The organism is Nocardia sp. NPDC051900 (assembly GCF_044452545.1).
In the GTDB taxonomy this organism is placed as follows: Bacteria; Actinomycetota; Actinomycetes; order Mycobacteriales; family Mycobacteriaceae; genus Nocardia; species Nocardia sichangensis.
Genome location: NZ_JBITBU010000008.1, coordinates 278,098 through 302,481, shown reverse-complemented (window position 1 = coordinate 302,481; position 24,384 = coordinate 278,098). Strand labels below are relative to the sequence as shown.

At 68.6% G+C, this 24,384-nt stretch carries 20 protein-coding genes and 2 tRNA genes; 16 read left to right on the top strand and 6 right to left on the bottom strand.

The window, feature by feature from the left end; translation table 11 throughout:
- The first annotated feature begins 9 nt into the window (after positions 1–9).
- The 8 genes from ACIA5H_RS16235 (at position 10) to ACIA5H_RS16200 (ending at position 8,899) form a co-directional block, all read left to right on the top strand.
- The gene (locus ACIA5H_RS16235; protein WP_397076645.1) at positions 10–1,017 is read left to right on the top strand and encodes a sugar ABC transporter substrate-binding protein; all 1,008 of its coding nucleotides are present in this window, start codon (positions 10–12) and stop codon (positions 1,015–1,017) included.
- Positions 1,018–1,027: 10 nt separating this feature from the next.
- Complete coding sequence (locus ACIA5H_RS16230) at positions 1,028–2,071, top strand: ABC transporter permease (protein WP_397076644.1); 1,044 nt, start codon at positions 1,028–1,030, stop codon at positions 2,069–2,071.
- Positions 2,068–2,850 carry an ATP-binding cassette domain-containing protein gene (locus tag ACIA5H_RS16225; RefSeq protein ID WP_379251534.1) on the top strand — a complete coding sequence of 261 codons (783 nt, stop codon included), beginning with the start codon at positions 2,068–2,070 and terminating at the stop codon, positions 2,848–2,850. The genes ACIA5H_RS16230 and ACIA5H_RS16225 overlap by 4 nt, the downstream gene beginning before the upstream one ends.
- 16 nt (positions 2,851–2,866) lie before the next feature.
- Positions 2,867–3,805 (top strand): 5-dehydro-2-deoxygluconokinase, encoded by a 939-nt coding sequence (gene iolC, locus ACIA5H_RS16220; RefSeq protein WP_397076643.1) that lies wholly within the window; start codon positions 2,867–2,869, stop codon positions 3,803–3,805.
- Positions 3,806–4,384: 579 nt separating this feature from the next.
- Complete coding sequence (locus ACIA5H_RS16215; protein ID WP_355080592.1) at positions 4,385–5,278, top strand: aldolase; 894 nt, start codon at positions 4,385–4,387, stop codon at positions 5,276–5,278.
- 220 nt (positions 5,279–5,498) lie between these two features.
- Positions 5,499–6,389: a 5-deoxy-glucuronate isomerase gene (iolB, locus tag ACIA5H_RS16210; protein WP_379251532.1), complete on the top strand. Its 891-nt coding sequence runs from the start codon at positions 5,499–5,501 to the stop codon at positions 6,387–6,389.
- Entirely contained in the window at positions 6,386–8,227 is a 1,842-nt protein-coding gene (iolD, locus tag ACIA5H_RS16205; RefSeq protein WP_397076642.1) for a 3D-(3,5/4)-trihydroxycyclohexane-1,2-dione acylhydrolase (decyclizing), read from the top strand. The genes iolB and iolD overlap by 4 nt, the downstream gene beginning before the upstream one ends.
- Positions 8,228–8,695: 468 nt before the next feature.
- A complete protein-coding gene (locus tag ACIA5H_RS16200; protein ID WP_014987157.1) occupies positions 8,696–8,899 on the top strand; it encodes a cold-shock protein in 204 nt (67 codons plus the stop codon).
- Positions 8,900–8,968: 69 nt separating this feature from the next.
- Here the strand turns inward: ACIA5H_RS16200 and ACIA5H_RS16195 are convergent, their stop codons facing one another.
- A complete protein-coding gene (locus tag ACIA5H_RS16195; protein WP_397076641.1) occupies positions 8,969–9,607 on the bottom strand; it encodes a dihydrofolate reductase family protein in 639 nt (212 codons plus the stop codon).
- 109 nt (positions 9,608–9,716) lie between these two features.
- On the opposite strand from ACIA5H_RS16195, the gene ACIA5H_RS16190 reads away from it, so the two are divergent.
- The gene (locus ACIA5H_RS16190; protein ID WP_397076640.1) at positions 9,717–10,229 is read left to right on the top strand and encodes a winged helix-turn-helix transcriptional regulator; all 513 of its coding nucleotides are present in this window, start codon (positions 9,717–9,719) and stop codon (positions 10,227–10,229) included.
- A gap of 3 nt (positions 10,230–10,232) precedes the next feature.
- Here ACIA5H_RS16190 and ACIA5H_RS16185 read toward each other — a convergent pair whose 3' ends face one another.
- Both ACIA5H_RS16185 and ACIA5H_RS16180 read right to left on the bottom strand, forming a co-directional pair.
- Positions 10,233–11,039 (bottom strand): DNA polymerase beta superfamily protein, encoded by an 807-nt coding sequence (locus tag ACIA5H_RS16185; RefSeq protein ID WP_397076639.1) that lies wholly within the window; start codon positions 11,037–11,039, stop codon positions 10,233–10,235.
- A 51-nt stretch (positions 11,040–11,090) separates the two neighbouring features.
- The gene (locus ACIA5H_RS16180; RefSeq protein ID WP_397076638.1) at positions 11,091–12,281 is read right to left on the bottom strand and encodes an MFS transporter; all 1,191 of its coding nucleotides are present in this window, start codon (positions 12,279–12,281) and stop codon (positions 11,091–11,093) included.
- Positions 12,282–12,374: 93 nt separating this feature from the next.
- Here ACIA5H_RS16180 and ACIA5H_RS16175 point away from each other — a divergent pair, with 93 nt between their 5' ends.
- Positions 12,375–13,301, top strand: coding sequence for a LysR family transcriptional regulator (locus ACIA5H_RS16175; protein ID WP_397076637.1), 927 nt, complete (start codon positions 12,375–12,377; stop codon positions 13,299–13,301).
- Positions 13,302–14,022: 721 nt separating this feature from the next.
- Here ACIA5H_RS16175 and ACIA5H_RS16170 read toward each other — a convergent pair.
- Both ACIA5H_RS16170 and ACIA5H_RS16165 read right to left on the bottom strand, forming a co-directional pair.
- A complete protein-coding gene (locus ACIA5H_RS16170) occupies positions 14,023–15,732 on the bottom strand; it encodes an alpha/beta fold hydrolase (protein WP_397076636.1) in 1,710 nt (569 codons plus the stop codon).
- A gap of 74 nt (positions 15,733–15,806) precedes the next feature.
- A complete protein-coding gene (locus tag ACIA5H_RS16165; protein ID WP_355080575.1) occupies positions 15,807–16,361 on the bottom strand; it encodes a TetR/AcrR family transcriptional regulator in 555 nt (184 codons plus the stop codon).
- 143 nt (positions 16,362–16,504) lie between these two features.
- Here ACIA5H_RS16165 and serA point away from each other — a divergent pair, with 143 nt between their 5' ends.
- Both serA and ACIA5H_RS16155 read left to right on the top strand, forming a co-directional pair.
- Positions 16,505–18,103: a phosphoglycerate dehydrogenase gene (gene serA, locus ACIA5H_RS16160; protein ID WP_355080573.1), complete on the top strand. Its 1,599-nt coding sequence runs from the start codon at positions 16,505–16,507 to the stop codon at positions 18,101–18,103.
- A 245-nt stretch (positions 18,104–18,348) separates the two neighbouring features.
- Complete coding sequence (locus tag ACIA5H_RS16155; RefSeq protein ID WP_397076635.1) at positions 18,349–19,356, top strand: 3-isopropylmalate dehydrogenase; 1,008 nt, start codon at positions 18,349–18,351, stop codon at positions 19,354–19,356.
- 237 nt (positions 19,357–19,593) lie between these two features.
- Here ACIA5H_RS16155 and ACIA5H_RS16150 read toward each other — a convergent pair whose 3' ends face one another.
- Positions 19,594–20,775, bottom strand: a complete 1,182-nt coding sequence (locus ACIA5H_RS16150) for an MFS transporter (RefSeq protein ID WP_355069791.1) — start codon at positions 20,773–20,775, stop codon at positions 19,594–19,596.
- A gap of 205 nt (positions 20,776–20,980) precedes the next feature.
- Here ACIA5H_RS16150 and ACIA5H_RS16145 point away from each other — a divergent pair, with 205 nt between their 5' ends.
- The 4 genes from ACIA5H_RS16145 (at position 20,981) to ACIA5H_RS16130 (ending at position 23,664) form a co-directional block, all read left to right on the top strand.
- Positions 20,981–21,754, top strand: a complete 774-nt coding sequence (locus ACIA5H_RS16145) for a fumarylacetoacetate hydrolase family protein (protein WP_355069792.1) — start codon at positions 20,981–20,983, stop codon at positions 21,752–21,754.
- 13 nt (positions 21,755–21,767) lie between these two features.
- Positions 21,768–23,258 (top strand): glutamate--tRNA ligase, encoded by a 1,491-nt coding sequence (gltX, locus tag ACIA5H_RS16140; protein WP_397076634.1) that lies wholly within the window; start codon positions 21,768–21,770, stop codon positions 23,256–23,258.
- A 115-nt stretch (positions 23,259–23,373) separates the two neighbouring features.
- Positions 23,374–23,445: transfer RNA gene (locus ACIA5H_RS16135), tRNA-Gln, on the top strand.
- 146 nt (positions 23,446–23,591) lie between these two features.
- Positions 23,592–23,664, top strand: a tRNA-Glu gene (locus ACIA5H_RS16130).
- Positions 23,665–24,384 lie beyond the last annotated feature (720 nt).

The following is a 24,384-nucleotide window of genomic DNA, read 5'->3' as shown; positions in this document are numbered from 1 at the left end:
GAAGCGACGATGTCTCCGACACCACAGCGCGGCCTCACCGCGAGAGGGCGGCGTTCGAGCCGCCTGCTGCCGTGGATCGCCACGGCCGCGCTCCTGGCCGCGTGCACCGGCCCCGGCGCCGACGCGCCCGCGCCCTCGCAAACACCGATGGCCGCTGGGACGGTGGAATCCGTCGCGGTGGTGACCCACGGCAGCCCCGGCGACGCGTTCTGGAACGTCGTCAAGAACGGCGCGGAAGCGGCGGGCAAGGACCTCGGAATCCGGGTGGAGTACAACGCTTCCGGTGATCCCGGCCAGCAGGCGAAGCTGATCGACAACGCGGTGGCGCAGGGCGTCGACGGGCTCGTCGTCTCGATGGCCAATCCCGAGGCGCTGCGGCCATCGGTGGAAAAGGCTGTCGCCGCTGGCATTCCGGTGGTGACCATCAATTCGGGCGAGTCCGAGAGCGCCGAGTTCGGCGCGTTCGTCCATGTGGGCCAAAGCGAATCGCTGGCCGGGCAGGCCACGGGCAGACGGCTCGCGGAGGCGCGGCGCACGAAGATGCTGTGCGTCATCCACGAGGCGGGCAATATCGGCGCGAACGAGCGCTGCGCGGGCGCGACCAAGGCCTTCGGCAATGCCACCACGCTCCAGGTGGACATCAACAATCCGACCGACGCGCAATCACGGATCAAAGGAGCGCTGGAGGCCGACCGCTCCATCGACGCGGTTCTGACGTTGAACTCGCAAGTCGCCGCGCGAGCCGTGGACGCGGTGCGGGAAGCCGGTTCGGCCGCCACCGTCGCCACCTTCGATCTGAATTCCGATGTGGTGGAGGCGATCCGGGCCGGGAAGCTGCTGTTCGCGGTGGATCAGCAACAGTACGAGCAAGGCTATCTGCCGATCGTGCTGCTGAAGCTGTACCGGACGAATCTGAACACCGCCGGAGGCGGCGCTCCGGTGCAGACCGGACCCGGTTTCGTCGACAAGAGCAATGTGGACGCCGTCGCCGCGCTCGTCGCGCAGGGCACGCGATGAGGTGGATGAAATGACCGTTGCCACAAAGACACCCGACCGGACCCGAGACACGGGCCGCTCACCGCTGCAACGCCTGGCCGTGCGGCCGGAGATCGGCGCGGCGCTGGGCGCGCTGCTGGTGTTCGTCTTCTTCTCCGTCGTCACCGACCGGTTCCTGAGTCCGCTCGGCGTCGCGACCTGGCTGGACGACGCCTCCACGCTGGGCATCATGGCGGTGGCCGTGGCCCTGCTGATGATCGGCGGCGAGTTCGACTTGTCGGCGGGCGTGATGACCGCCTCCACGGCGTTGGTCACCGCCCTGCTCGCGGTGCACGCCGGCTGGAACGTGTGGTTCGCGCTGCTCGCTTCGCTGGTGTTCGCGCTGGTCGTCGGCGCGTTCAACGGCTGGGTGGTGATGCGGACCGGCCTGCCCAGCTTCATCGTCACCCTGGGTACGTTCCTCGCCCTTCAGGGCCTGAATCTCGGCGTGACACGGCTGGTCACCGACACGGTGCAAGTATCGGGCGTGCGCGGCGCGGACGGCTACCAGTCGGCGGGATGGGTGTTCGCGTCGACACTCGACATCGGGGAAGCGCACCTCCAGGCGTCGGTGGTCTGGTGGGTCGTACTCACCGCGATCGCCGCGATCGTTCTGGTCCGCACGAGGTTCGGCAACTGGATCTTCGCCGTCGGCGGCGCGCTGCCCAGCGCCCGCGCGGTGGGCGTGCCCGCGGATCGCACCAAGATCCTGCTGTTCATGGGCACGGCGTTCGCCGGTTGGGTGGTCGGCTCCTGCAACATCCTGCGGTTCGCGAGCGTGCAGGCCAACCAGGGCGTCGGGCTGGAACTGCACTACATCATCGCCGCCGTCGTCGGCGGGTGCCTGCTCACCGGTGGCTTCGGCTCGGCGGTGGGGGCCGCGATCGGCGCGCTGATCTTCGGCATGGCGCGCCAAGGCATCGTGTTCGCCCGCTGGGACAGCGACTGGTTCATGCTGTTCCTCGGTGTGCTGCTGCTGGCTGCGGTGCTGGTCAACAACCGTTTCCAGAAACGAGCCGAAAGGGTGCGCCGATGACTTCCCTCATCGAGGCCGTCGACCTCGGCAAGAGCTACGGCGGCGTGGTCGCCCTGCGCGAGGTGTCGACGGTGGTGAACGCGGGCGAGGTGACCTGCGTGCTCGGCGACAACGGCGCGGGCAAATCCACGCTGATCAAGATCCTCGCCGGAGTGCACCGGCACGACCGAGGCGAACTGCGCGTCGAGGGCGAATCGGTGCGGTTCGCCTCACCGCGCGAGGCGTTGGATCGCGGTATCGCCACGGTGTACCAGGATCTCGCGGTGGCGCCGTTGATGAGCGTGTGGCGCAACTTCGTGCTCGGCTCGGAGCCGACATTCGGATTCGGCCCGTTCCGGCTGCTGGACCGCAAGAAAGGCTGCGCGATCGCGCGAACGGCGTTGGCGGATATGGGTATCGAAATCCGCGACATGGAACAGCCGGTCGGCACGCTGTCGGGTGGGCAGCGGCAGTGCGTCGCCATCGCGCGGGCCGTGCACTACGGCGCGAAGGTGCTGATTCTCGACGAGCCGACCGCCGCGTTGGGCGTGAAGCAGGCGGGGGTGGTGTTGCAGTACGTCGTGCGGGCACGCGAACGCGGGCTCGGCGTCGTGCTCATCACGCACAATCCGCACCACGCCTATCCGGTCGGTGACCGATTCCTGCTGCTGAAGCGGGGCGCGATGCTCGGCTCGTACGAGAAATCGGAGATCGACCTGCCGGAACTGACCCGCCAGATGGCGGGCGGGGCGGAACTGGAGGCGCTGCAGCACGAACTGCGACGCGTGGTGACGCCGTGAACGAGGAGGCGGATTCGTGACCGAGCTGGAGGCGTTGACCATCGGCCGGGTCGGGGTGGACCTGTATCCCGAACAAAGCGGCGTCGCCTTGGCACAGGTGCGCAGCTTCTCGAAGTTCCTCGGCGGCACCGCGACCAACGTCGCCGTGGCCGCCGCCCGGCTCGGTCGCCGTACGGCGGTGCTGACCAAGGTGGGCCCCGACGGCTTCGGCGACTTCGTGCGCACGGCGCTGGAGGACTTCGGCGTCTCGTCCCGTTATGTGACGACCGCGCCGGACCTCCAGACGCCCGTGGTCTTCTGCGAGCTCACGCCGCCGTCCGATCCGCCACTGCTGTTCTACCGCGCGCCGATCGCGCCGGACCTGACCATCACTCCGGACGAAGTGCCCTGGGAAGTCGTGGATGCCGTGCCCCTGCTGTGGGTCACGGGCACCGGAGTGAGCGCGGAGCCGGGGCGCGGCACGCAGCGGGACATATTGCTGCGGCGTGCACGACGCGGGCATACGGTGCTCGACCTGGACTACCGGCCGATGTTCTGGCCGGATGTCGAGACCGCGCGGACCGAGATCGGGTGGATGGTCGACCACGTGAACGTAGTGGTCGGAAACCGTGCCGAGGTAGAGATGGCGGTGGGCACCGCTGACCCGCACGCGGCGGCCGATCGGTTGCTCGCCCGTGGAGTGCGCCTCGCGGTGATCAAGCAAGGCGGCGACGGCGTGCTGGTGGCCACCGGCGAGGAACGTTGGACGGTGCCGCCGTGCCGCGTGGACGTGGTGTGCGGGCTCGGCGCGGGTGACGGATTCGGCGGGGCGCTGGTCCACGGCCTCCTCTCGGAGTGGGACCCACGACGCATCGCTACCTACGCCAACGCGGCAGGCGCCCTGGTCGCCGCGCGTCTGGCCTGCGCGGACGCGATGCCCACGGCCGCGGAGATCGAGGAACTGCTGTGCGGCTGAAGTCGCGAGGGCGGGGCGAAGGGGCTGTCGTGCCGGTGGCCGACGGCTCTGGGGCGAGTCACTGCGCGTGTGTGCGAGGGATGCCCGTCGGGACGGAGCGCAGCTACGGGCTCCGGCAGCTCGGTGGCCCGCGAAGCGCAAGTGCCGCTATCCGATCCATGGTCTGCTTTCGGATCGGCCTCGCGTGCACCGACACCAACGCCGACACGATGGGCGCATCGGCCGCTTCTTGCCCGGCGTGCGGCGGATGCGATGGCACACGGACGCGGAGATCGAGCATCTGCCAGGCAGCCGCACCGAATGGAGCAGCCGTGTTGTGGAGCCGGGCTGGAATTCCGGGGCAGCCGCACCGAATGGGGAGCGGCCGTGTTGTGGAGCCGGGCTGGAATTCCGGGCCAGCCGCACCGAATGGGGAGCAGCTGTGTGGTGGAGCCGGGCCGGAAATCAGGGGCAGCCGCACCGATGGAGACTCAGCTGTGCGGTTGAGCTGGGCCGGCAATCGAGAAGCGGCGCGCGGACCGATCTGTGATCGAGCCGCGGACCGTGGCTGAGCACTGAGTGCGGGAAGGAGTAACTGTCATGCATGTGACCGACGAACGCTGGCGTGAGTTACTGCACGTGCGCGCGACGGACCCCGCCGCGGTCGAACGGGCCTACGCCGAACGAGTACGCCGCGCCGACTTGTTGGCGGGCAAGCAGACCTTGTTCCTCGTCGCCGCCGACCACCCGGCCCGCGGGGCGCTGGGCGTCGGCGCGGATCGCACGGCCATGGCGGATCGGCGCGCGTTGCTGGAACGGCTGCTGATCGCGCTGGCCGACCCGGATGTCGACGGCGTGCTCGGCTCGCCGGACGTGGTCGAGGAACTGTTGCTGCTGGACGCGCTGGACGACAAGGTCGTGATCGGTTCGATGAACCGCGGTGGCCTCGCGGGCGCGGAGTGGGAGATCGACGACCGCTTCACCGGATACGACGCGGACTCCATCGCGCGGTTCCGGCTCGACGGCGGCAAAATGCTGCTGCGCCTGGTCGACTCCGACGCGGGCACCGTGCCGACGCTGCAAGCTTGCGCGGAGGCGGTCTCGGAGCTAGCGGCGCACGAGCTGATGGCGATGGTCGAGCCGCTTCCGTATCACCGGGACGGCTCCGATGCGCTGGTGATGAGCAAGGACGCGGTCTCGCTGTCGCGGGCGATCACGGTGGCCTCCGGACTCGGTGTCACCTCGGCCTACACCTGGCTGAAGATCCCCGCACCGCAGGATATTTCGGTACTGGACGCCACCACACTGCCGGTTCTCGTGCTGGGCGGTGCACCGTCCGGAGATCCGGCGGTGGATCGAGCGCTGTGGGGCGGGGCGCTCGGCCACGACGTTGTTCGCGGTCTCGTCGTCGGCCGCACCCTGCTGTACCCACCGGACGGCGACGTCGCCAGGGCGGTCGAAACCGCCGCCCGCTTGCTGAAAGAAGCCCGATGAGGCGGGACAGCATCTGGGTACCGGCCTCGCGATGTGCCACAGACGGCGGCGATCGCTCACCGACAGAGCCGATCCGAGCGGTTCCCGTCGTTCCTGCCGTGTACAGCACGGGCACAGTCTCCGACCACTGGCACGGTCGTCGGCGAAGGGGTCGGCCGAATGTGTTCGCCCGGCGAGGCGACCGAGTTGCCGGTTCTGGATCGAGCATGGAGGAGGTGCGATGACACTGCATCGTCCGGAAGGAACGCTGCGTCATGACGGTGACCCGATCCTGCTGACTCCCGACGACGCCGGATGGACCTATGCCGGGCTGCGGGTGCTGCGGATCGACGCGGGCGAGTCGCGGACAGTTCGGACGGGGGAGTTCGAGGCGTTCGTCCTGCCGCTGTCAGGGGCGTGCACGGTACGCGTCGACGGCGAGACCTACGCGCTGACCGGCCGGGAATCGGTCTTCACCCGAGTGACGGATTTCGCCTACGTCCCGCGCGACGCCGAACTGGAACTCGTGGCCGAGGGCGGCGACCTCGAGGTAGCACTGCCGATGGCGCGATGCGGGAAGCGGCTCGAGCCGAGATACGGCCCTGCCGAGGAGGTGCCGGTCGAAATCCGAGGCGCGGGAAGCGCGACGCGTCAGGTGACCAACTTCGGCATACCCGGTGTGTGGGAACACGCGGACAAGCTCAACGCCTGCGAGTTGATCACCCCGGACGGCAACTGGTCGTCCTATCCGCCGCACAAGCACGACGAGGCCAGCGCGTGCGAGGTCGTCAACGAGGAGATCTACTACTTCCGCATCGCCGGACGGGACGGCATCACCCCGTCCCGCGAGGGATTCGCTATGCACCGCACGTACACCGCCGACGGCACGGTTAACGAGAACGTCGCGGTCCGCGACGGTGACGTCTTCCTGATCCCGCGCGGTTATCACGGCCCGTGCATCGCCGCGCCTGGTTACCCCATGTACTACCTCAACGTGCTGGCCGGTCCGGCGCCCGAGCGATCGATGGCGTTCTGCGACGACCCCGCGCACAGCTGGGTGCGGGCGCGCTGGGACGCCGAGCCGATCGATCCGCGTTGCCCGGTCACTTCCCACGAAGGACGGATCGGATGAAGCTCACCACGGCGCAGGCGCTGGTGGCCTGGTTGATCGCCCAGCGTTCCGAGACACTCGACGGCTGCGAGGCGCCGTTGTTCCCCGCCGTCTTCGCGATCTTCGGCCACGGAAACGTGCTCGGCCTCGGCACCGCGCTGCACGAGCGGCGCGCCGAACTCCCCGTCTGGCGCGGGCACGCCGAAGAGGGGATGGCGCTGGCCGCCGTCGGCTATGCGAAGGCCACTCATCGGCGTCAGGTCGGTGTCGCCACCTCATCGATCGGTCCCGGCGCGCTCAACATGGTGACGGCGGCGGGCGTCGCACACGCGAATCGCCTCCCTCTCCTCCTCCTTCCTAGCGACACCTTCACCGGACGCGCGCCGGACCCGGTTCTGCAACAGGTCGAGCACTTCGGCGACCCGACCGTCACCGTGAACGACGCGTTCCGCGCGGTGAGCCGCTACTTCGACCGCGTCACACGCCCGGAACAGTTGATCGCCACTTTGCCCCAGGCGGCCGGGGTGCTCACCGACCCGGCCGACGTCGGCCCGGTCGTCCTGGCGCTTCCACAGGACGTCCAGGCCGAGACCTACGACTTCCCTGACACGCTTTTCGAGCCGGTGCTGCACCGTCTCACCCGGCCACGTCCCGACCACCGGGCACTCGCCGAAGCCGTCGCCGCACTGCGCGCCGCGCACCGTCCGCTGCTGATCCTCGGCGGCGGCGTCCGGTATTCGGGCGCGGGACGCACCCTGCTGGAATTCGCCGAGCAGCGCGGCATTCCGATCGTGGAGACCACCGCTGGCCGCACCCTGGTGCCGCACGAGCATCCGCTGTACGCGGGACCGCTCGGCATCACCGGCTCGGCGTCGGCGAACGCGATGGCGGCCGACGCCGACCTGGTCCTCGCGGTCGGCACCCGGTTGCAGGACTTCACCACCGCGTCCTGGACGGTCTTCGCACCGGACGTTCGTCTGGTCACCATCAACGTGGCACGCTTCGACGCCGTCAAGCACGGCGCGCTAGCGGTGGTCGGCGACGCCGAGGCCACGGTGTGCGAGCTGGCCGGGCGGATGGGGGAGTGGCGAGTCGACGCCGAGTGGACCGCGCGAGCCGCCGAGCAGCGGGGCGCCTGGGACGCGCACATCGATGAATTGCGCGCGCCGACCCCGGGCGCGCCGAGCTACGCCCAGGTGGTGGGCGCCGTGAACGACCTGAGCGGTCCGAGCGACTATGTGCTGACGGCCTCCGGCGGCCTGCCCGGTGAACTCGTCGGCGGCTGGCGGGCGACCGGTGGCGCGCCGACCATGGACGTGGAATACGGCTTCTCCTGCATGGGCTACGAGCTGGCGGGCGCGTGGGGCGCGGCCATGGCGCGCACCGACGGCGTGGTGACGACGCTGCTCGGCGACGGCTCGTATCTGATGCTGAACTCGGAGTTGTTCTCGGCGGCCTTCGCCGGGCATCCGTTCGTCGCGGTGGTCTGCGACAACGACGGCTATGCCGTGATCGCGAGGCTGCAAGAGGGGCAGGGCGGCGAGCCGTTCAACAACTTCTATGCCGATTGCCGCACCACGCGGGAACAACCGCCGCGAGTCGATTTCGCCGCCCATGCCGCCGCTCTGGGGTGTGCCGCTTTCACCGCCGCCGACCTGGACGAATTTCGTGACGCGTACCTGCGGGCGCGGGCGACGGCGATGGCCGAGCAGCGCCCCGCCGTGCTGGTTGTGCGGACGCGGCCGTCGTCGTGGACCGACGCGGGCGCCTGGTGGGAGGTCGGCGTGCCCGAGCAGCTGCCGGGCCGCGCCGCCTACGACGAGGCGAAACCGCGCCAGGTGCGCTACCTCCGGCCGTGAACAGAACTTAATGAACAGTGCGCCCGATGGGCGACGGACCTAGGCTGAAGTAGGAGTCTAGGCGTGGTACGCTGAAATACGCTGCGGCACAAGATAACTGGTAGCGAATCCGTATCGGTTTCGAGCCGCGTAGCAAAGAAGCTCCACGCTGCCTGGCGCAGGTCGGTGGAGCATGCTCGTCAGGGAGGGTGACGGGCGTTATCCGGCGAAAAGTACGGGTACCCGACGGGCGGGCCCCGGCGATGTCGCGTGATCGGGACCCGACCGAGCGTGGGAGGTGACAGACCAGCCCGCCCCTGAGCGAGCATTGCGAGTGCACTCGCGCACGACCGAGCCGAGCGTCCTCGTGAGCGTTAGCTCACAGTTGGTGGTGCGAAACGTGAGTAATTCGTCGGATCATGGCATCGTTGATCTACGAGACCAGGGCATCTCGATAACACCACCTGGCTCGTCTACAGAAAGTATGAAATGGCTCAAGGCATTGTGAAGTGGTTCAACAGCGAGAAGGGCTTCGGCTTCATCGCACAAGACGGCGGAGGGCCCGACGTCTTCGTGCACTACTCGGCTGTGAGCGGCTCGGGTTTCCGGTCCCTCGATGAGGGGCAGCGCGTGGAGTTCGAGATCGGCCAGGGACAGAAGGGTCCGCAGGCCCAGGACGTCCGCGTTCTCTGATCGCGACTTGACTTTCGAAAGGCCCCGCACCGGGACGGTGTGGGGCCTTTCCGCTTGTTCGGAGGGTCCTCACGCCCCGGAGCGGGTGAAGGTGACATGGGTGACGGCGGGGGAGTGGGTCACCGAGGCGACCTGGTAGCCGGGCAGTTCGCCCAGATCGTCGTAGAGGCGCTCGCCCGCGCCGAGCAGGATCGGGACGACGGCCAAATGCAACTCGTCCACCAGCCGCGTCCGCAGGAACTGCCGCACCGTGGAGCAACCGCCGCCCAAGCGCACGTCTTGGCCGTTCGCCGCGTCGAACGCGCGGTGCAGCACCGCCTCGGGGGTTTCGTCCACGAAGTGGAAGGTGGTCCCGCCCTCCATCCCGAACGACGGGCGTGGATGGTGCGTCAGTACGAAGACGTCGTGGTGGTACGGCGGATTGTCGCCCCACCAACCCGTCCATTCGTGGTTCGGCCATGCTCCGCGAATCGGACCGAACATATTGCGGCCCATGATGGTCGCGCCGATGCCGCGATCGCCCGCGGCCAGATACTCATCGTCGACGCCGGGGTCGTCCGTGGCCTCCGGGTTGGCGTAAGGGGTCGCGAAGACCCACTCGTGCAGTCGCGTGCCGCCTTCGCCCAGCGGATTGTCCGGCCCTTGGTTCGGACCGGCGACATAGCCGTCCAGAGAGATCGCCAGGTTGTGTACGCGCAACTTCGGCATGGTCCACTCGTTCCCACTAAGTGATTGCAATTCGCAATCGGTTGTGGGCAGCGTACGGCCAACTGGTTGTATATTGCAAGCAGTAGTTGACGACCGACAGGAGTGCCGGATGCGCGAGGAGGGACGTTCGGGATGCCCGATCAACGCGACGATCGAGGTGATCGGCGATCGGTGGACGCTGCTGGTGCTGCGTGACGTGATGTTCGGCAACCGGCGGCACTTCCGCGAACTGCTGGCCGGATCGGAGGAGGGCATCGCCTCCAACATCCTGTCCGACCGGCTCAAGCGCCTGGTGGCCGCCGGGCTGCTCAGCCGCGCGGACACCAGACCCGGCCAGAAGGCCGAATACCGGCTCACCGAACCGGCCATCCAATTGGTCCCGATCATGGCGCAGCTCGGCGCATGGGGATTGCGGCACCGTCCGACCACGAGGCGTCTCCGAGTCCGGGCCGAACTGCTCGAGGCGGGCGGTCCGCGACTGTGGGCGGAGTTCATGGACGAACTACGCGAGAGCCACCTCGGCATACCGCGCCCGGATCCGGATCGCCCCACCGCCACGCAACGACTCGCCCAGGCTTACGCCGACGCCGTCGCCGAGGACGATCGGAAAGTCGCCTCGTAGGCGTCAGCCCGCCAGTGCCTCGGAGCGGAAGAACTCCGCGGTGATCGCCCTGGCCCGAGTGAGGTCCTGGACCCGAGATTTGACGAAAATCTCTTCCGCACATGCGAATTCGGCTGCAATGAACGCGGAGATCGGCGCGGGCGCCGACCCGCTGCCCATCTCGCGGGTTCGCGATTTGAGGTCGGTCAGCTCGGTCACCGCCGCCGACAACTCCGCGGGCAGCTCGCACTGCCGCAACAGTGTGGGCAGGTGCATCGGCGCCACCGCCGCCCCGGGATGTTCGCGCAGCCAGTGCAGTGCCATCGCCGGACGCAGCGCGTAGAACACCTTCTTCAGCGATCCGGTGCGCTCGAACAGCTCCCACTGCTTGGCGCCCAGGTGTAGATAGTGCCGGGCGACCCTGTCACGGTCGGCGACCTCATCGGCCAGCGCGCGCAATCGGTCGCGAAACAGCGGGTCGCCGCGGTACACGATCGGCGACATCAGCCATTCGATCAGCACGGCGTTGCCCTGCACCAGCAAGCGCAGCGCTTTGGCCAGATCCCAGCCGTTCACGTCGAGCAGATCCGTGAGCGGCGTCTCCACCACGTCGCGGGTGCGCCACGGGGACAGGTAGGTCTCCAGCGCGGCGACGTAGACGAACCGACAGTCGTAGTCCGAATCGGGAGACGGAAAGCCCCACGCGCGGCTACCGCTTTCGATCGCCAACCGGATCGACACCCGGTGGTCCAGCTCCACCCGGTCCAGCTCGCGATCGATGGACCCGACCACCGTCGGGTCCATCGAATCCGGTATCGCGCGCAGAGACATGGAGCGATGGTAGGTGCCGCAGCGAGGTTGTCGCAGCTGCATTTTCGTCGTTCAGGACCGGTGCACGCCCCTTCCGAGCGCGGCGACCGGCACGGCCATGAGCGCGAGCGTCCCGCCCAGCCACATGGCGGCGGCCACGCCGATCGCGTCCGCCGCCAGACCGCCGGTCAGCGACCCCAGCGCGATGGCGGCATTGAAAACACCCGCGAACAGTGCGGACGCGCCTTCCTTCGCCTGCGGCGCCGCTGCGAAGACCCAGCTTTGCGTGCTCACCGAGACCCCGCCGTAGGACACGCCCCACACGATCATCAGCACGACAGCCCCCGGCAGGGAGGCGCCCAGCACGGGCAAGGCGATCGTGGTCGCGGCGAGAATCGAGCTGATCGCTGTCAAGGTCTTCCGCGGTGCCCGCGCCGCAGCGGCTCCCGCGCCGAAATTTCCTGCGACACCGGCGATCCCGTAGATGAGCAACAGCGCACCGAGCGTTTCCGCATCGACGCCGGTCGCTCCCTCGAGCGCAGGCCGCACATAGGTGTAGGCGGTGAAGTGGCCGGTTACCAGGAATGCGACAACGAGCAAGGCGATCCGTAAGCCGGGCTGCCGCGACAGTCGCAACACGCCACGCAATGCCGAGGTTTCCGTCGCGGGCAGACGCGGCAGCAGCACCGCCAGAGCCGCGAGCACCAGTACTGCCAGGCAGGCCGCGGCCACGAACGCGATCCGCCACCCGGCGAGCGCACCCAAGAAAGTGCCCGCCGGAATGCCGAGCACCGACGCGACCGCGACGCCGGAGAAGACCAGCGAGGTCGCAGCGGCGACCGATCGCGCGGGCACCAGCCGCGCGGCCAGGCTCGCCGCGATCGCCCACACCCCGCCCATGCCGACGCCGACCAGCACCCGCGCCCCGATCAGCACGCCGAAGGTGGGGGCGGCGGCCGCGCCGAGATTGCCCAGCGCGAGCAGCGCCAGCAATCCGCACAGCACCACCTTGCGCTCGACTCGGCGCAGCGTCGCGGTGACCAAGGGCGCGGCCAGCGCGGCGACCAGGCCTGTCACCGTCAACGCGAGACCGGCGCGGCCTTCGTTCACTCGCAGCGCCGAGCCGATCGGAGTGAGCAGTCCGACCGGCAACATCTCGGCGGTGACCACCGTGAACGTGCCCGCTGCCACCGCGCCCACTCCGAGCCAACCGCGTAGCGACGAAACCGGCTGCGAAGCAACGACTTCTCGAACGTGTGTCATGTCTTCCAGACAAAAGGCTCGCGGTATGGGGAAACAACGGCGAAGGTCTCATAGTTCTATGAGCTGGACTCATCGACCGTGGAAGGGAGGCAGATGAGTGGGCTTGAGGTCCGTGAACTGGAAGCGTTTCTCGCGCTCGCCGAGGAACTGCACTTCGGGCGGGCCGGTGCTCGGCTGTATGTGTCGCAGAGCCGGGTGAGCCAGCTACTGCGCTCGCTGGAGCGGCGCATCGGCGGACAACTCGTGGAACGGACCAGTCGCACCGTCCGGTTGACCCCGCTCGGCGCGGATTTCCTCGCCGCGCTGCGGCCCGCCTATGCCGCGTTGCGCGCGACGGTCGACGATGCTCGCGCCGCCGCCCGGGGTGCGGACGGGATCTTGCGCATCGGATTCCAAGGCGCGGGCAACGATCACCTGATGGCCGCGGTCGAGTTGTTCCAGCAGTGGCACCCGGACTGCTCGGCCGAGCTGGTCGAAATACCGCTGGCCGACCCGTTCGGTGCGGTGCGGCGCGACGAGGTCGACGCCGCTGTCGTGCTGCTGCCGATGGGCGAGGGAGATCTCGTGCTCGGCTCGGTGTTCGCGGGGCAGCCGCAGACACTCGCGCTGGCCAGTGCCCACCCGCTCGCGGGCCGGGCCGAACTGTCGGTAGAGGAACTCGCCGCTCTTCCACTGATAGGAGTGCGCGCGCCCGCGCCGGAGTATTGGCGCAGAGCTCAGGCGCTCGACGTCACGCCGGGCGGTCGAAGGGTGCGCTCCGGGCCCGAGGTCGGCACGTTGGAAGAAGGTCTCGCCGCGGTGGCGGCCGGCCGCGGAGCGATGTTGCTGTGTCATCCCACCGCGGATTCCCACCGCAGACGGCCGGTGGCCTTCGTGCCGGTCACCGGGATCGCCGAGTCCCGGCTCGGATTGGTGTGGCGCCGGCATCGCGAGACACCGCGGGTGCGCGCGTTCTCCCGCGCCGTCGCGGCCACCAAGCCGTCCGAAGATGTGCGATCGGTCACTGTCGGGGCATCCTGACGGTCTGCCGCCGCGGCACCCCGCGAATCGGGAACAGGGCCGCGGACGTGGAGCCGAGCATTTCTCCGTCTACCGCTTCGACGTATTCGAAAGTTATTTGGTATCTCTATTGCCGAGTTTCGTCGAAGTGGCTCGAGTCACTCGGCAGCCTCTTTTCCGAATGCGGCGCGAGATTCGTACGAAGTTTTTCTGGAATGTCGCATTCGACTTCTATTAGCGAGGGAAATCTTCTAGCACTTTCGGTGTCTTGACCTGGACAAACGTATAGATTCCCAGCTCATTCGCAATGGGATGAGTGTCGTGAGTCACACTTCGATTGATATGTGGTCTGCATTACTAAATATTCGAATTCTGTAACTGTCGCCGATCCGGCGCCGACATGCCCCGTGTCAGCCAGTTCGACTGGATAAGTTTCGAGGAAGAGGTATTTCCATGATCCCCGTTATCATCGACACCGGTAGCGCTGCCCTGAACGGTCTTTTCGGCACTCTTGGCGCCGCGCTGCACGGTCTTGTCGACACCCTGTGGACGGGTTCCTTCGGCGGCCGCTGACCGACGTAACGGTCGAGCAGAGTCGACCGGGTCGCGCGCCGACCGATGGCGTGACCGAGCGGGCCCCCGCACCTGGTGGTGTGGGGGCCCGCCGCTGTGTGCGTTGGTGGACGAGCCGGGGTGGTCGGGTTCCGCCGCGAGCCTTGCGCCGCGATGTCGGAGTGCGAGATCAGCCCTGCGCCGCGACGGCGGAGATCCGGCTGAGTTCTGCCGCCACCTGGGCCGGGTGGGTCAGTTGCGGGTAGTGGCCCGCGCCTTCGATCGAAATCCGCTCTCGCGCGGTCGGGGCGGTGACCGGGTCGTCGGAACCGGCGATGATCCGCACCGGCACGTCGATCCGTCCCAGCAGAGTTCGCAACTCTGCACGCCCCGCGGGAGCGCTCGCCTCGCGCAACGCGCCGACCGTTCGGCCCGCGACGCCCGGCCTGCGCAGGTTCGCCGCCGCGCTCGCGATGGCGTCGCTCTCGGGCACGCCGAGCCGTTTCGACAAGGCCGCCGCCGAGATCCGGCGCATCGCCGCGGTCGCGAGTGGCGAGCGCAGCAGCCGGCCCGACCGCGGCTGCAAGAAGGCGGGGGCGACGAGCACTACGCCGGAGACTCGGTCGGGATGCTCCGCCGCATACCGCAGCACCGGGCCGCAGCCGAGCGAGTGGCCGACCAGAACGGGGCGCGTGTGCACCGAAGCGAGCAATCCCGGCAGCACCGCGTCACGATCCCCGGGCGCCGAACGCCCGAGGCCGGGCAGGTCCACGACCAGGCTGGGCCCGTCCAGCTCCGCGCGCACCTCGTTCCATGACTCGCCGTCCAACGGAAGACCGTGCACCAGGACGTAAGCGGGACGGACGCGCTCGCCGCCGACCCAGACGCCGTCGGCGAAACCGGCTGTCGGGTCATCGGCCACCGCGCCGAACCGGGTGGCCACGAGATGGTCGGCCCAGCCCAGGAGGGTCGCCTCGGTCGGCGGCATGGTGAGCCCGGCTCGGCGCGCCACTTCCCGCGCCGCCGATGTGTCGTAGCGGTCGTCGGCGATGAAGCTGAGCGTCTCCGGGTCGGCGCCGGTGAGTGCGGGCGGAAGCTTCGAGATGACGCCGACCGGAATCGAGAACCGGGGCGCGCGGACGCCCAGGTGATCAGCCAGTAGCCGAACAAGTTTCGGCAGCACGGGAGTCCGATCATCCAGAACCGTGTAGGACCGGCCCGCGGTATCGGGCAGCGTGGGCAGGCTGATCAAGAAATCCGTGAAGTAGTCCAGATCCACGATGGGCACGAAGGTCTCGGGCCCGCCGGGGAGAGCCGGGAGCCGCCCGTTCCACAGATCCTCGACGACGCTCGCCAGCCCGATGTATTGACCGGGGCCGATGACGCTGCTCGGGTTCGCGATGGTCAGCGCGACGCCGAGTTCCGCCGCCCGGCGGCGCAGCAGCGGATCCGATTCGAACTTCGACGCGCCGTACGCGCCGTTCTCGTAGTGCTGCTCCTCGGATTCCTCCACGGTGATCCGGTACCCGGTGATGTGCACGACGCGTCGCGGCTCGGGGAGGGCGGCGGCCCATTCCAGCACCCGCAGCGCCCCGGTGACGTTCACCGCGTACGCGTCCTCGGGGGCGAGCCCGAAGGCGAAGCGGGCCGCGCAGTTGTACACGTCGCGCACGCCCGACGCGTCGAACTCGGCGGGCAGGCCGAGGTCCGGCGCGGTCACGTCACAGGTGAGGATCTCCAACCCGCTCTCGTCCACGCCTTGTCTGCGCAGCCAACTGGTGAGCCGCTCCGCGCTGCCCGCACGCAATGCGGCGGCGACGGAATGCCCCTGCTGGAGCAGGCGGGCGACCGCATTGCGGCCGAGGAACCCGGCGGCTCCGAAAACGATGCTGTCGGACATGACGTCCTCCTTACTAGACCGGTCTACATATTCTGTGGACATGGAAAACTCCTTGCGTATCGGCGGATTCGGCCTCAGATCATGGCGCGCAGTGTGCGTTCGACCCGTTCCAAGGGTTCACGGCTTCGCTGCGCACGTGCCAGCAGCAGTGCGCCCTCGACCATCGCGAGCACCGCTGCCGCCAGATCGTCCGCATCGTCACGGCCGTCGGCCCGCAGCCGGATCCGCAGCGCCTGCTCCCATGCGGCGTAGGCGGCGGCGCACTCGGCCTGGATCGGGTCGTTCGCCGCCGCGACGTCCAGGGCGACGGTGGCGACCGGGCAGCCTTGTTGCCAGCCGGATGCTTCCAGCCGGTCGCCGAACGCTCGGAGCAGCCTGCTCGCGGCCTCGGCGGCATCGCCGGGCTCGATGGTGTCGATCAGCGCGGCGATCTCCTTGCCCGCTTGGGCGACCGCCGCCGCGACCAATTCGTCCTTGCCGCCGGGGAAATGGAAGTACAACGATCCGCGCGGCGCCCCGCTGGCCGCCAGGATCTGGTTGAGCCCGGCGCCGTAGTAACCGTGCCGCTCCACCAGCGTGCGCGCCGCGTCGACGAGTTTGCCGCGAGTCTCGGTGCCTTTGACGCCCATGCGGTGACTGTAGACCGGTCTGCATATTTTTGCCAGCGTCGGGACTGACGACGGCCGCCCACCAGGTGGTAGCCGGGTCGGAAATCGCGCGCACTAAGCTGGTCGGCGGTAATTGCCGACCCCATTCCCCAGGAGTACTCCACGTGAGCCAAGCAGGCCGTCCTGTAGTTCTGATCGCCGACAAGCTCGCCCAGTCGACCGTCGACGCGCTCGGTGACGGTGTCGAGGTCCGGTGGGTGGACGGACCGGACCGCCCGGCCCTGCTGGCCGCGGTGCCCGAGGCCGACGCGCTGCTCGTGCGGTCGGCGACCACGGTCGACGCCGAGGTCCTGGAAGCCGGGAAGAACCTGAAGATCGTCGCTCGCGCGGGCGTCGGCCTGGACAACGTCGACGTTCCCGCCGCCACCGAGCGCGGCGTCATGGTCGTGAACGCGCCCACCTCGAACATCCACACCGCCGCCGAGCACGCGGTCACCCTCCTGCTGTCCGCCGCCCGCCAGATCCCGGCCGCGGACGCCACCCTGCGTGAGCACACCTGGCAGCGCAGCAAGTTCAACGGCGTCGAGATCTTCGACAAGACCGTCGGCGTCGTCGGCCTCGGCCGCATCGGCCAGCTGTTCGCCGCGCGACTGGCCGCCTTCGAGACCAAGATCGTCGCCTACGACCCCTACGTGTCGCCCGCGCGCGCCGCGCAGCTCGGTATCGAGCTGCTCAGCCTGGACGAACTGCTCGAGCGTGCCGATCTGATCTCGATCCACCTGCCGAAGACCCCGGAGACCAAGGGCATCATCGGCAAGGAGGCCATCGCCAAGACCAAGCCCGGCGTGATCATCGTCAACGCCGCGCGCGGTGGCCTGGTCGACGAGGCCGCCCTGGCCGAGGCCATCAAGTCCGGTCATGTGCGCGCCGCGGGCCTGGACGTGTTCGAGACCGAGCCGTGCACCGACAGCCCGCTGTTCGACCTGCCGCAGGTCGTGGTGACCCCGCACCTGGGCGCCTCCACCTCCGAGGCGCAGGACCGCGCGGGCACCGACGTCGCCAAGTCGGTGCTGCTGGCGCTCGCCGGTGAGTTCGTGCCCGGCGCGGTGAACGTCACCGGTGGCGCCGTCGGCGAAGAGGTCGCCCCCTGGCTGGACATCGTCCGCAAGCAGGGCGCCCTGCTCGGCGCGCTGTCCAACGAGCTGCCGGTCAGCGTGGAGGTGCAGGTGCGCGGCGAGCTGGCCGCGCAAGAGGTCGGCGTACTGGAGCTGTCCGCGCTGCGCGGCATCTTCTCCGCGCTGGTCGAGGACCAGGTCACCTTCGTCAACGCGCCCGCGCTGGCCAAGGAGCGGGGCATCACCGCCGAGGTCACCACCGCGACGGAGAGCCCGAGCCACCGCAGCGTCGTCGACCTGCGCGCCGTGTTCGGCGACGGCAGCACCCTGAACGTGGCGGGCACGCTGACCGAGCCGCAGCTGGTGGAGAAGATCGTCAACGTCAACGGCCGCAACTACGACATGCGCGCCGAGGGCCTCAACCTGGCCATCCTGAACTACGACGACCGGCCGGGCGCGCTGGGCAAGATCGGCACCAAGCTCGGCGAGGCCGAGGTCGACATCCTGGCCGCGCAGCTGACCCAGGACGTCGACAAGGAAGGCGCCACCGTGGTGCTGCGCGTGGCCCGCGAGGTGCCCGCCGACGTCCAGGCCGCGATCGCCGAGTCCGTCGGCGCGGCCAAGGTCGTCCAGGTCGACCTGTCCTGATCCGATCCGGGGCGCGGCCCCGGTGAACTCGGAATCGGCGCCGCGCACGAGCACTCGTGCGCGGCGCCGGTCTCTTCGTCGGCGCGCAGGCCCGCCGCGCGCCCGGTGCTCGGCGATCCGGCCGCGCCGAGTACCGTGACGGTGCTGCGGTCACCCGGCCGGAATGTCGTGCGCACGCCGACGGTCGCCTCCGGGCCGCACGTTGCGGCGGCCCGCGACCGGCAATATCGAACGGAGCATTTGTCATGAAGCTTGCTGTCATCCCGGGCGACGGGATCGGGCCCGAGGTCATCGCCGAGGCGCTCAAGGTGCTCGACGCGGTCGTGCCAGGCGTCGAGAAGACCGAGTACGACCTCGGTGCGCGCCGCTACCACGCGACCGGCGAGATCCTCCCGGATTCGGTGCTGCCCGAACTGAAGCAGCACGACGCGATCCTGCTCGGCGCGATCGGCGATCCGTCGGTGCCCAGTGGCGTGCTCGAACGCGGCCTGTTGCTGCGCACCCGGTTCGCGCTGGACCATCACGTGAACCTGCGGCCGTCCAAGCTGTTCCCGGGCGTGACCAGCCCGCTGGCCGGCAACCCCGACATCGACTTCGTCGTCGTGCGCGAGGGCACCGAGGGCCCGTACACCGGCACCGGCGGCGCGATCCGCGTCGGCACCCCGCACGAGGTGGCGACCGAGGTCAGCACCAACACTCGCTTCGGCATCGAGCGCGTGGTGCGCTACGCCTTCGCCAAGGCGCAGGCCCGGCGCAAGCACCTGACGCTGGTGCACAAGAACAACGTGCTCACCTTCGCAGGCTCGCTGTGGCAGCGCACGGTGGACGAGGTCGCGGCCGAGTTCCCCGATGTCACAACGGCTTACCAGCACATCGACGCCGCGACCATCCACATGGTCAACGACCCGGGCCGGTTCGACGTGATCGTCACCGACAACCTCTTCGGCGACATCATCACCGACCTGGCCGCCGCCGTGAGCGGTGGCATCGGCCTCGCCGCCAGCGGCAACATCGACGCGTCCGGCACGAACCCGAGCATGTTCGAGCCGGTGCACGGCAGCGCCCCCGACATCGCGGGCCAGTCCAAGGCCGACCCGACCGCGGCGATCCTCTCGGTCGCCCTGCTGCTCAACCACCTCGGCGACGCCGAGGAGGCCGCGCGCATCGAGTCGGCGGTCGCGAAGGACCTCGAGTCTCGCTCCGGCACGGCGTCGACCGTGGAAGTCGGCGACCGCATCGCGGCCACTCTCTGACCGTCGCCCAGGAAGGTCCCGTTGCCATCACCGGCAACGGGACCTTCCGCGTTCAGCCGTCCGCCCGGCCAGCGCGGGCGAATCCCGCGGCGGCTCCCGCGCCCCGCGGCGCGCTCGACCAGCGCTGTGTCACCGAATTCAGGTGACGCAGCGACATCGAGTCGAGATCGTCCGGGGCGATCTGCATGCGGAGTGCGGCCCTGTGCCGCGGACCCGGCAATCCTTCGACGCGTGAACCTAGGCGGGGTCGCGGGGAACCAGCGGGACCGCCGCGACGGCCGAGACCGCGGCCAGGAGGAAGGCGGCGGGGAAGCCGCTCGCGGTGATCAGGGCGCCGAACACGGGCGGAACCGCGGCCATCGCGAGGTTCTGCCCAGTGTTCTGGATGCCGAGGCCCCGGCCACTCCAGTACGGGCCCGCGATCTCGGCGACCGCGGTGAAGGCCAAGCCGTTGTCGGAGACGGTGATCACGGACGCGGCGATCAACAGCGGAATGGCGGCCCACCACCAGTGGGTCGACGCGGTCAGCGCCAGCGCGGTCATCGACAGCACGGCGGCGACGGCCACCGTGCGCAGCGGGCCCATCCGGCTGCCGACCCGATCCGACCACGCGCCCGCACCGATGCGGCCCAGCGCGCCGAGGATCTGTGTGACGGTCACCAGCGCACCCGCCGCGGCCAACGACCAGCCGACATCCCGGTGCAACCACAGCAGCGCGAACGTCCACACGGTGCCCTGCGGGACGACGAGCAGAACCGAGACCAGATGGATGCGCCACAGCATGGCGTTGTCGCGATAGGGATTGGCGCGCAACGCCGGATCGGCGGCGGCGCGATCGGGACGCGGTGGGTCCACGATGCCGGCCAGACAACCCATGGCCGCGACACCCGCCATGAGTGCGGGAACGAGAATGGCCGCGGGTACACCGTGGGCGGATGCGACGGCCGGAATCGCCAGCGCGCCGACACCGACGCCCAGCGGCTGCGCGGTCTGCCGGATGCCCATCGCCAGCCCGCGCCGCTGCGGCGGGAACCAGCCGACGATCACCCGGCCGCTCGCGCCGTTCGTGCTGGCCGCCCCGACGCCCCCGAGAAACAGCAGCGCGCCGAGGGCGATGTCGTTCGTCGTCGCCGCGGCGGCGCAGCCCGCCGCCAGCATCAGCAGCGGACCACCGACCAGCACCTTGCGTTCGCCGATCCGGTCCACCAGATAACCCCACGCGATCAGGGTGCACACCAGCCCGACGGTGGGCATGGCCACCAGCAGGCCCGCCGTCGCCAGCGGCAAGCCACGGTCGGTCAGCGCGGGGAGCAGGAACGGGACGCCGTGGATGAAGACCGCGCTGGAGGCCTGGGCGAACACGCCGAGACCGAGCATGGACCAGCGCCGAACCTCGTCGATCTGCGTAACGGTCGCCATCGGCCTCACCTCGGAATCTCATTATTTGGGATACAATTCCCATTGTGTGAACTTCCCTGCTCACGGTACACCCGGCGGCGGCTAGATTCGACGGTTGCGGCTGTCGGGCTGCTCACAGCGCGCGCCGCCGCCGGATCCAGGCGGATTCCGTACCACCCGGTCGGGCGCGTTCGAGCAGGTGACGGTGGGTCGATAGACTCCGGGCATGCGTCTAGGTCGAGTTGCCAGTCCCGATGGAGTCGCTTTCGTCAGCATCGAAGGCGACGGAAGCGACAGCGTGGCCAAGGAGATCGCGGAACACCCGTTCGGCACACCGACGTTCACCGGCCGCAGCTGGCCGCTGGCCGACGTGCGGCTGCTCGCGCCGATCCTGGCCAGCAAGGTGGTCTGCATCGGCAAGAACTACGCCGCCCACGCTGCGGAAATGGGTGGTCCCGCGCCCGCCGATCCGGTGATCTTCCTCAAGCCGAACACCGCGATCGTGGGGCCGAACGCCCCGATCATCCTGCCGCCCAGTTCATCTCAGGTCGACTACGAAGGGGAACTGGCGATCGTCATCGGCCGCCCCTGCAAGGACGTGCCCGCCGCCCGCGCGCTGGACGTGGTGCTGGGTTACACCGCCGCCAACGATGTGACCGCCCGCGACCAGCAGCGCCACGACGGCCAGTGGACCAGGGGCAAGGGCTACGACACGTTCTGCCCGCTCGGTCCGTGGATCGAAACCTCCCTGGACCCTTCGGATCTGGAGGTCGTCACCGAGCTCGACGGTGAAGTGCGTCAGCGCAGCCGCACTTCGCTTCTGCTGCATGACATTCCGAAGCTCATCGAGTGGATCACCACCGTGATGACACTGCTGCCCGGTGACGTCATCCTCACCGGCACCCCCGAGGGCGTCGGCCCGATGCGGGAGGGCCAGCAGGTGTCGGTGACCGTCGAGGGCATCGGAACCCTCACCAATCCCGTTGCCGCCAAACGCTGATCGAAAGAGAGCCATGACTGAAGTACGGGTCCGATTCTGCCCGTCACCGACCGGTACGCCGCACGTCGGCCTGATCCGGACGGCGCTGTTCAACTGGGCCTACGCCCGCCACCACGGTGGCGCATTCGTCTTTCGAATCGAAGACACCGATGCCGCACGGGATTCCGAGGAATCCTACCGGGCGATTATCGACGCGCTGCGCTGGCTCGGCCTCACCTGGGACGAGGGGCCGGAGGTCGGCGGGCCTTACGCGCCATATCGCCAGTCGCAACGAAAAGAACTGCACCGGGACGTTGTTCGGCGTTTGCTGGAGGCCGGTGAGGCTTACGAATCGTTCTCCACGCCGGAGGAAGTCGAGGCCCGTCATCGCGCCGCGGGACGCGATCCGAAGCTCGGTTACGACAACTACGATCGCGACCTGACGTCGGAGCGGATCGAGGCGTACCGGGCCGAGGGGCGCGCCGCCGTCGTCCGGCTGCGGATGCCAGAAGAAGACCTGTCCTGGAACGATCTGGTGCGCGGGGAGACCACCTTCAAGGCGGGCAGCGTCCCGGACTTCGCGCTCACCCGCGGCAACGGCCAGCCGCTGTACACGCTGGTCAACCCCGTCGACGACGCGCTGATGCGGATCACCCACGTCCTGCGCGGCGAGGACCTGCTCTCCTCCACTCCCCGCCAGCTCGCGCTGTACGCCGCGCTGCGCCGGATCGGGGTCGCCGATTTCACTCCCGAGTTCGGCCATCTGCCGTTCGTGATGGGTCAGGGCAACAAGAAGTTGTCCAAGCGTGATCCGGAGTCGAATCTGTTCGCCCATCGCGACCGCGGGTTCATCCCCGAGGGTTTGCTGAATTATCTCGCGCTACTCGGCTGGGGCCTGTCCGAAGACCGCGACGTGTTCTCCATGGCGGAGATGGTCGAGGCCTTCGACATTTCGAAAGTGAATTCGAATCCGGCCCGATTCGACCAGAAGAAGGCGGACGCGCTCAACGCCGAGCACATCCGATTGCTGGCTCCGGGTGATTTTGCCCACCGGCTGCGGGAGTATCTCACCGGACACGGCCATATCGGCGCCGAAATCGATGAAAAAGTGTTCGCCGCGGCGGCGGAACTCGTGCAGACCAGGATTGTCGTCTTGTCCGACGCTTGGGACCTTCTGCGTTTCCTGTTCGCACCAGCGGAGGAGTTCGCGATCGACCCGGCCGCGGGGGCCAAGAATCTCGGTCCCGACGCGGCTCAGGTATTGCAGGCGGCTATTACCGCCGTGGAGCCGTTGACCGAGTGGACCACCGAAGCGATCGAAGCGGCACTGAAAAAGGCGCTGATCGATGATCTCGGGCTGAAACCGCGCAAAGCCTTCGCTCCGGTGCGGGTCGCGATCACCGGATCGCATATCAGCCCGCCGCTGTACGAATCCCTGGAACTGCTCGGCCGCGACCTCACCTTGGGCCGGCTGCGCGCAGCGCTGGACTGGAAGGAGACCGCCCAGACCGGCTCCGAAGGCTGAAAATATGGCTTTGACCAGGCGATTTGTAGTTAACCCGTAGCCGTTTGGTACTCTTCTTCTCGGCCCGGAACACGGTCTCGAGTCACCCAGACGCGAGGCTGAACGACCTGGTCATTGGGGTATGGTGTAATTGGCAACACAGCTGATTCTGGTTCAGCCATTCTAGGTTCGAGTCCTGGTACCCCAGCGGAGTGTGTTGTAAGACTTCGGTTCGCGGCCGAAATCCCTCAGCACCTGGCGATTTGGTCGCCGGGCCTCGGCCAGATAAACTAGCCGAGCCTCCTGATCGAAAGATCAACCACGGCGCTCCTCGCGACAGTGAGAAGCAGTCCTGGCCCCGTCGTCTAGCGGCCTAGGACGCCGCCCTCTCAAGGCGGTAGCGCGGGTTCGAATCCCGTCGGGGCTACACGAATGGAAGGCCCATGCTCATGGAGCATGGGCCTTTCTCGTTTCGCAGTGTCTTGTGGGGAGGCAACCCCCACCCCCCGCCCGGAGGGCTTCGGCCCCGGACACTCGGCGAGGGCTTCGCTCCGCCTGGATGGTCGTGGTCCGGTGGTGTGGTCAGTGGCGGATCCGGGCCTAGCCGGGCGGCGGATCCCTTCGGAAGCTCGGCCTGTCTTTGGTGGTACCTCGCCGGAACTACTGACTGTGCCGTATCTCACTCTCGGCCGATCGGGTTCGCGCTGGACTCCGTCGGCGCTGTCCGGCTCCGTATGAAGGGGCCATGATCCAGGTATTCGGCGGGTACCAGCTATGGACCCGTCCCAGCGTGGGAACCCCGCCGAGTCATCGAAGGCAGCTCGGCATCCCATGCGACGTGCTCGTGTGGACCGATTCGCATGCTGCGGCAGTCGGCCCGAGTCTCGATCCGGCGATGACCCGGATCGCACTGCAGAGAGCGTCGAAGCCGCCTGTGCGGACGGTCAGGATCGCCCACCGGCAGGATCGGGCAGTGCGGTGGTGGCGCCGAATTGCCCGTGCCGGGTCTTCCGGGTGTGGGACTGTTCGAGCCGTCCCGGTGAGTCCGGCAGTCCAGCCGAGCCGTTCGCGGGAGATGGGGGCAAATGAGCGGCCCGGCTGCGCCGGTGGCAGCGGACGGACGCAAATCGGCCGCCGGGGCGCGCCG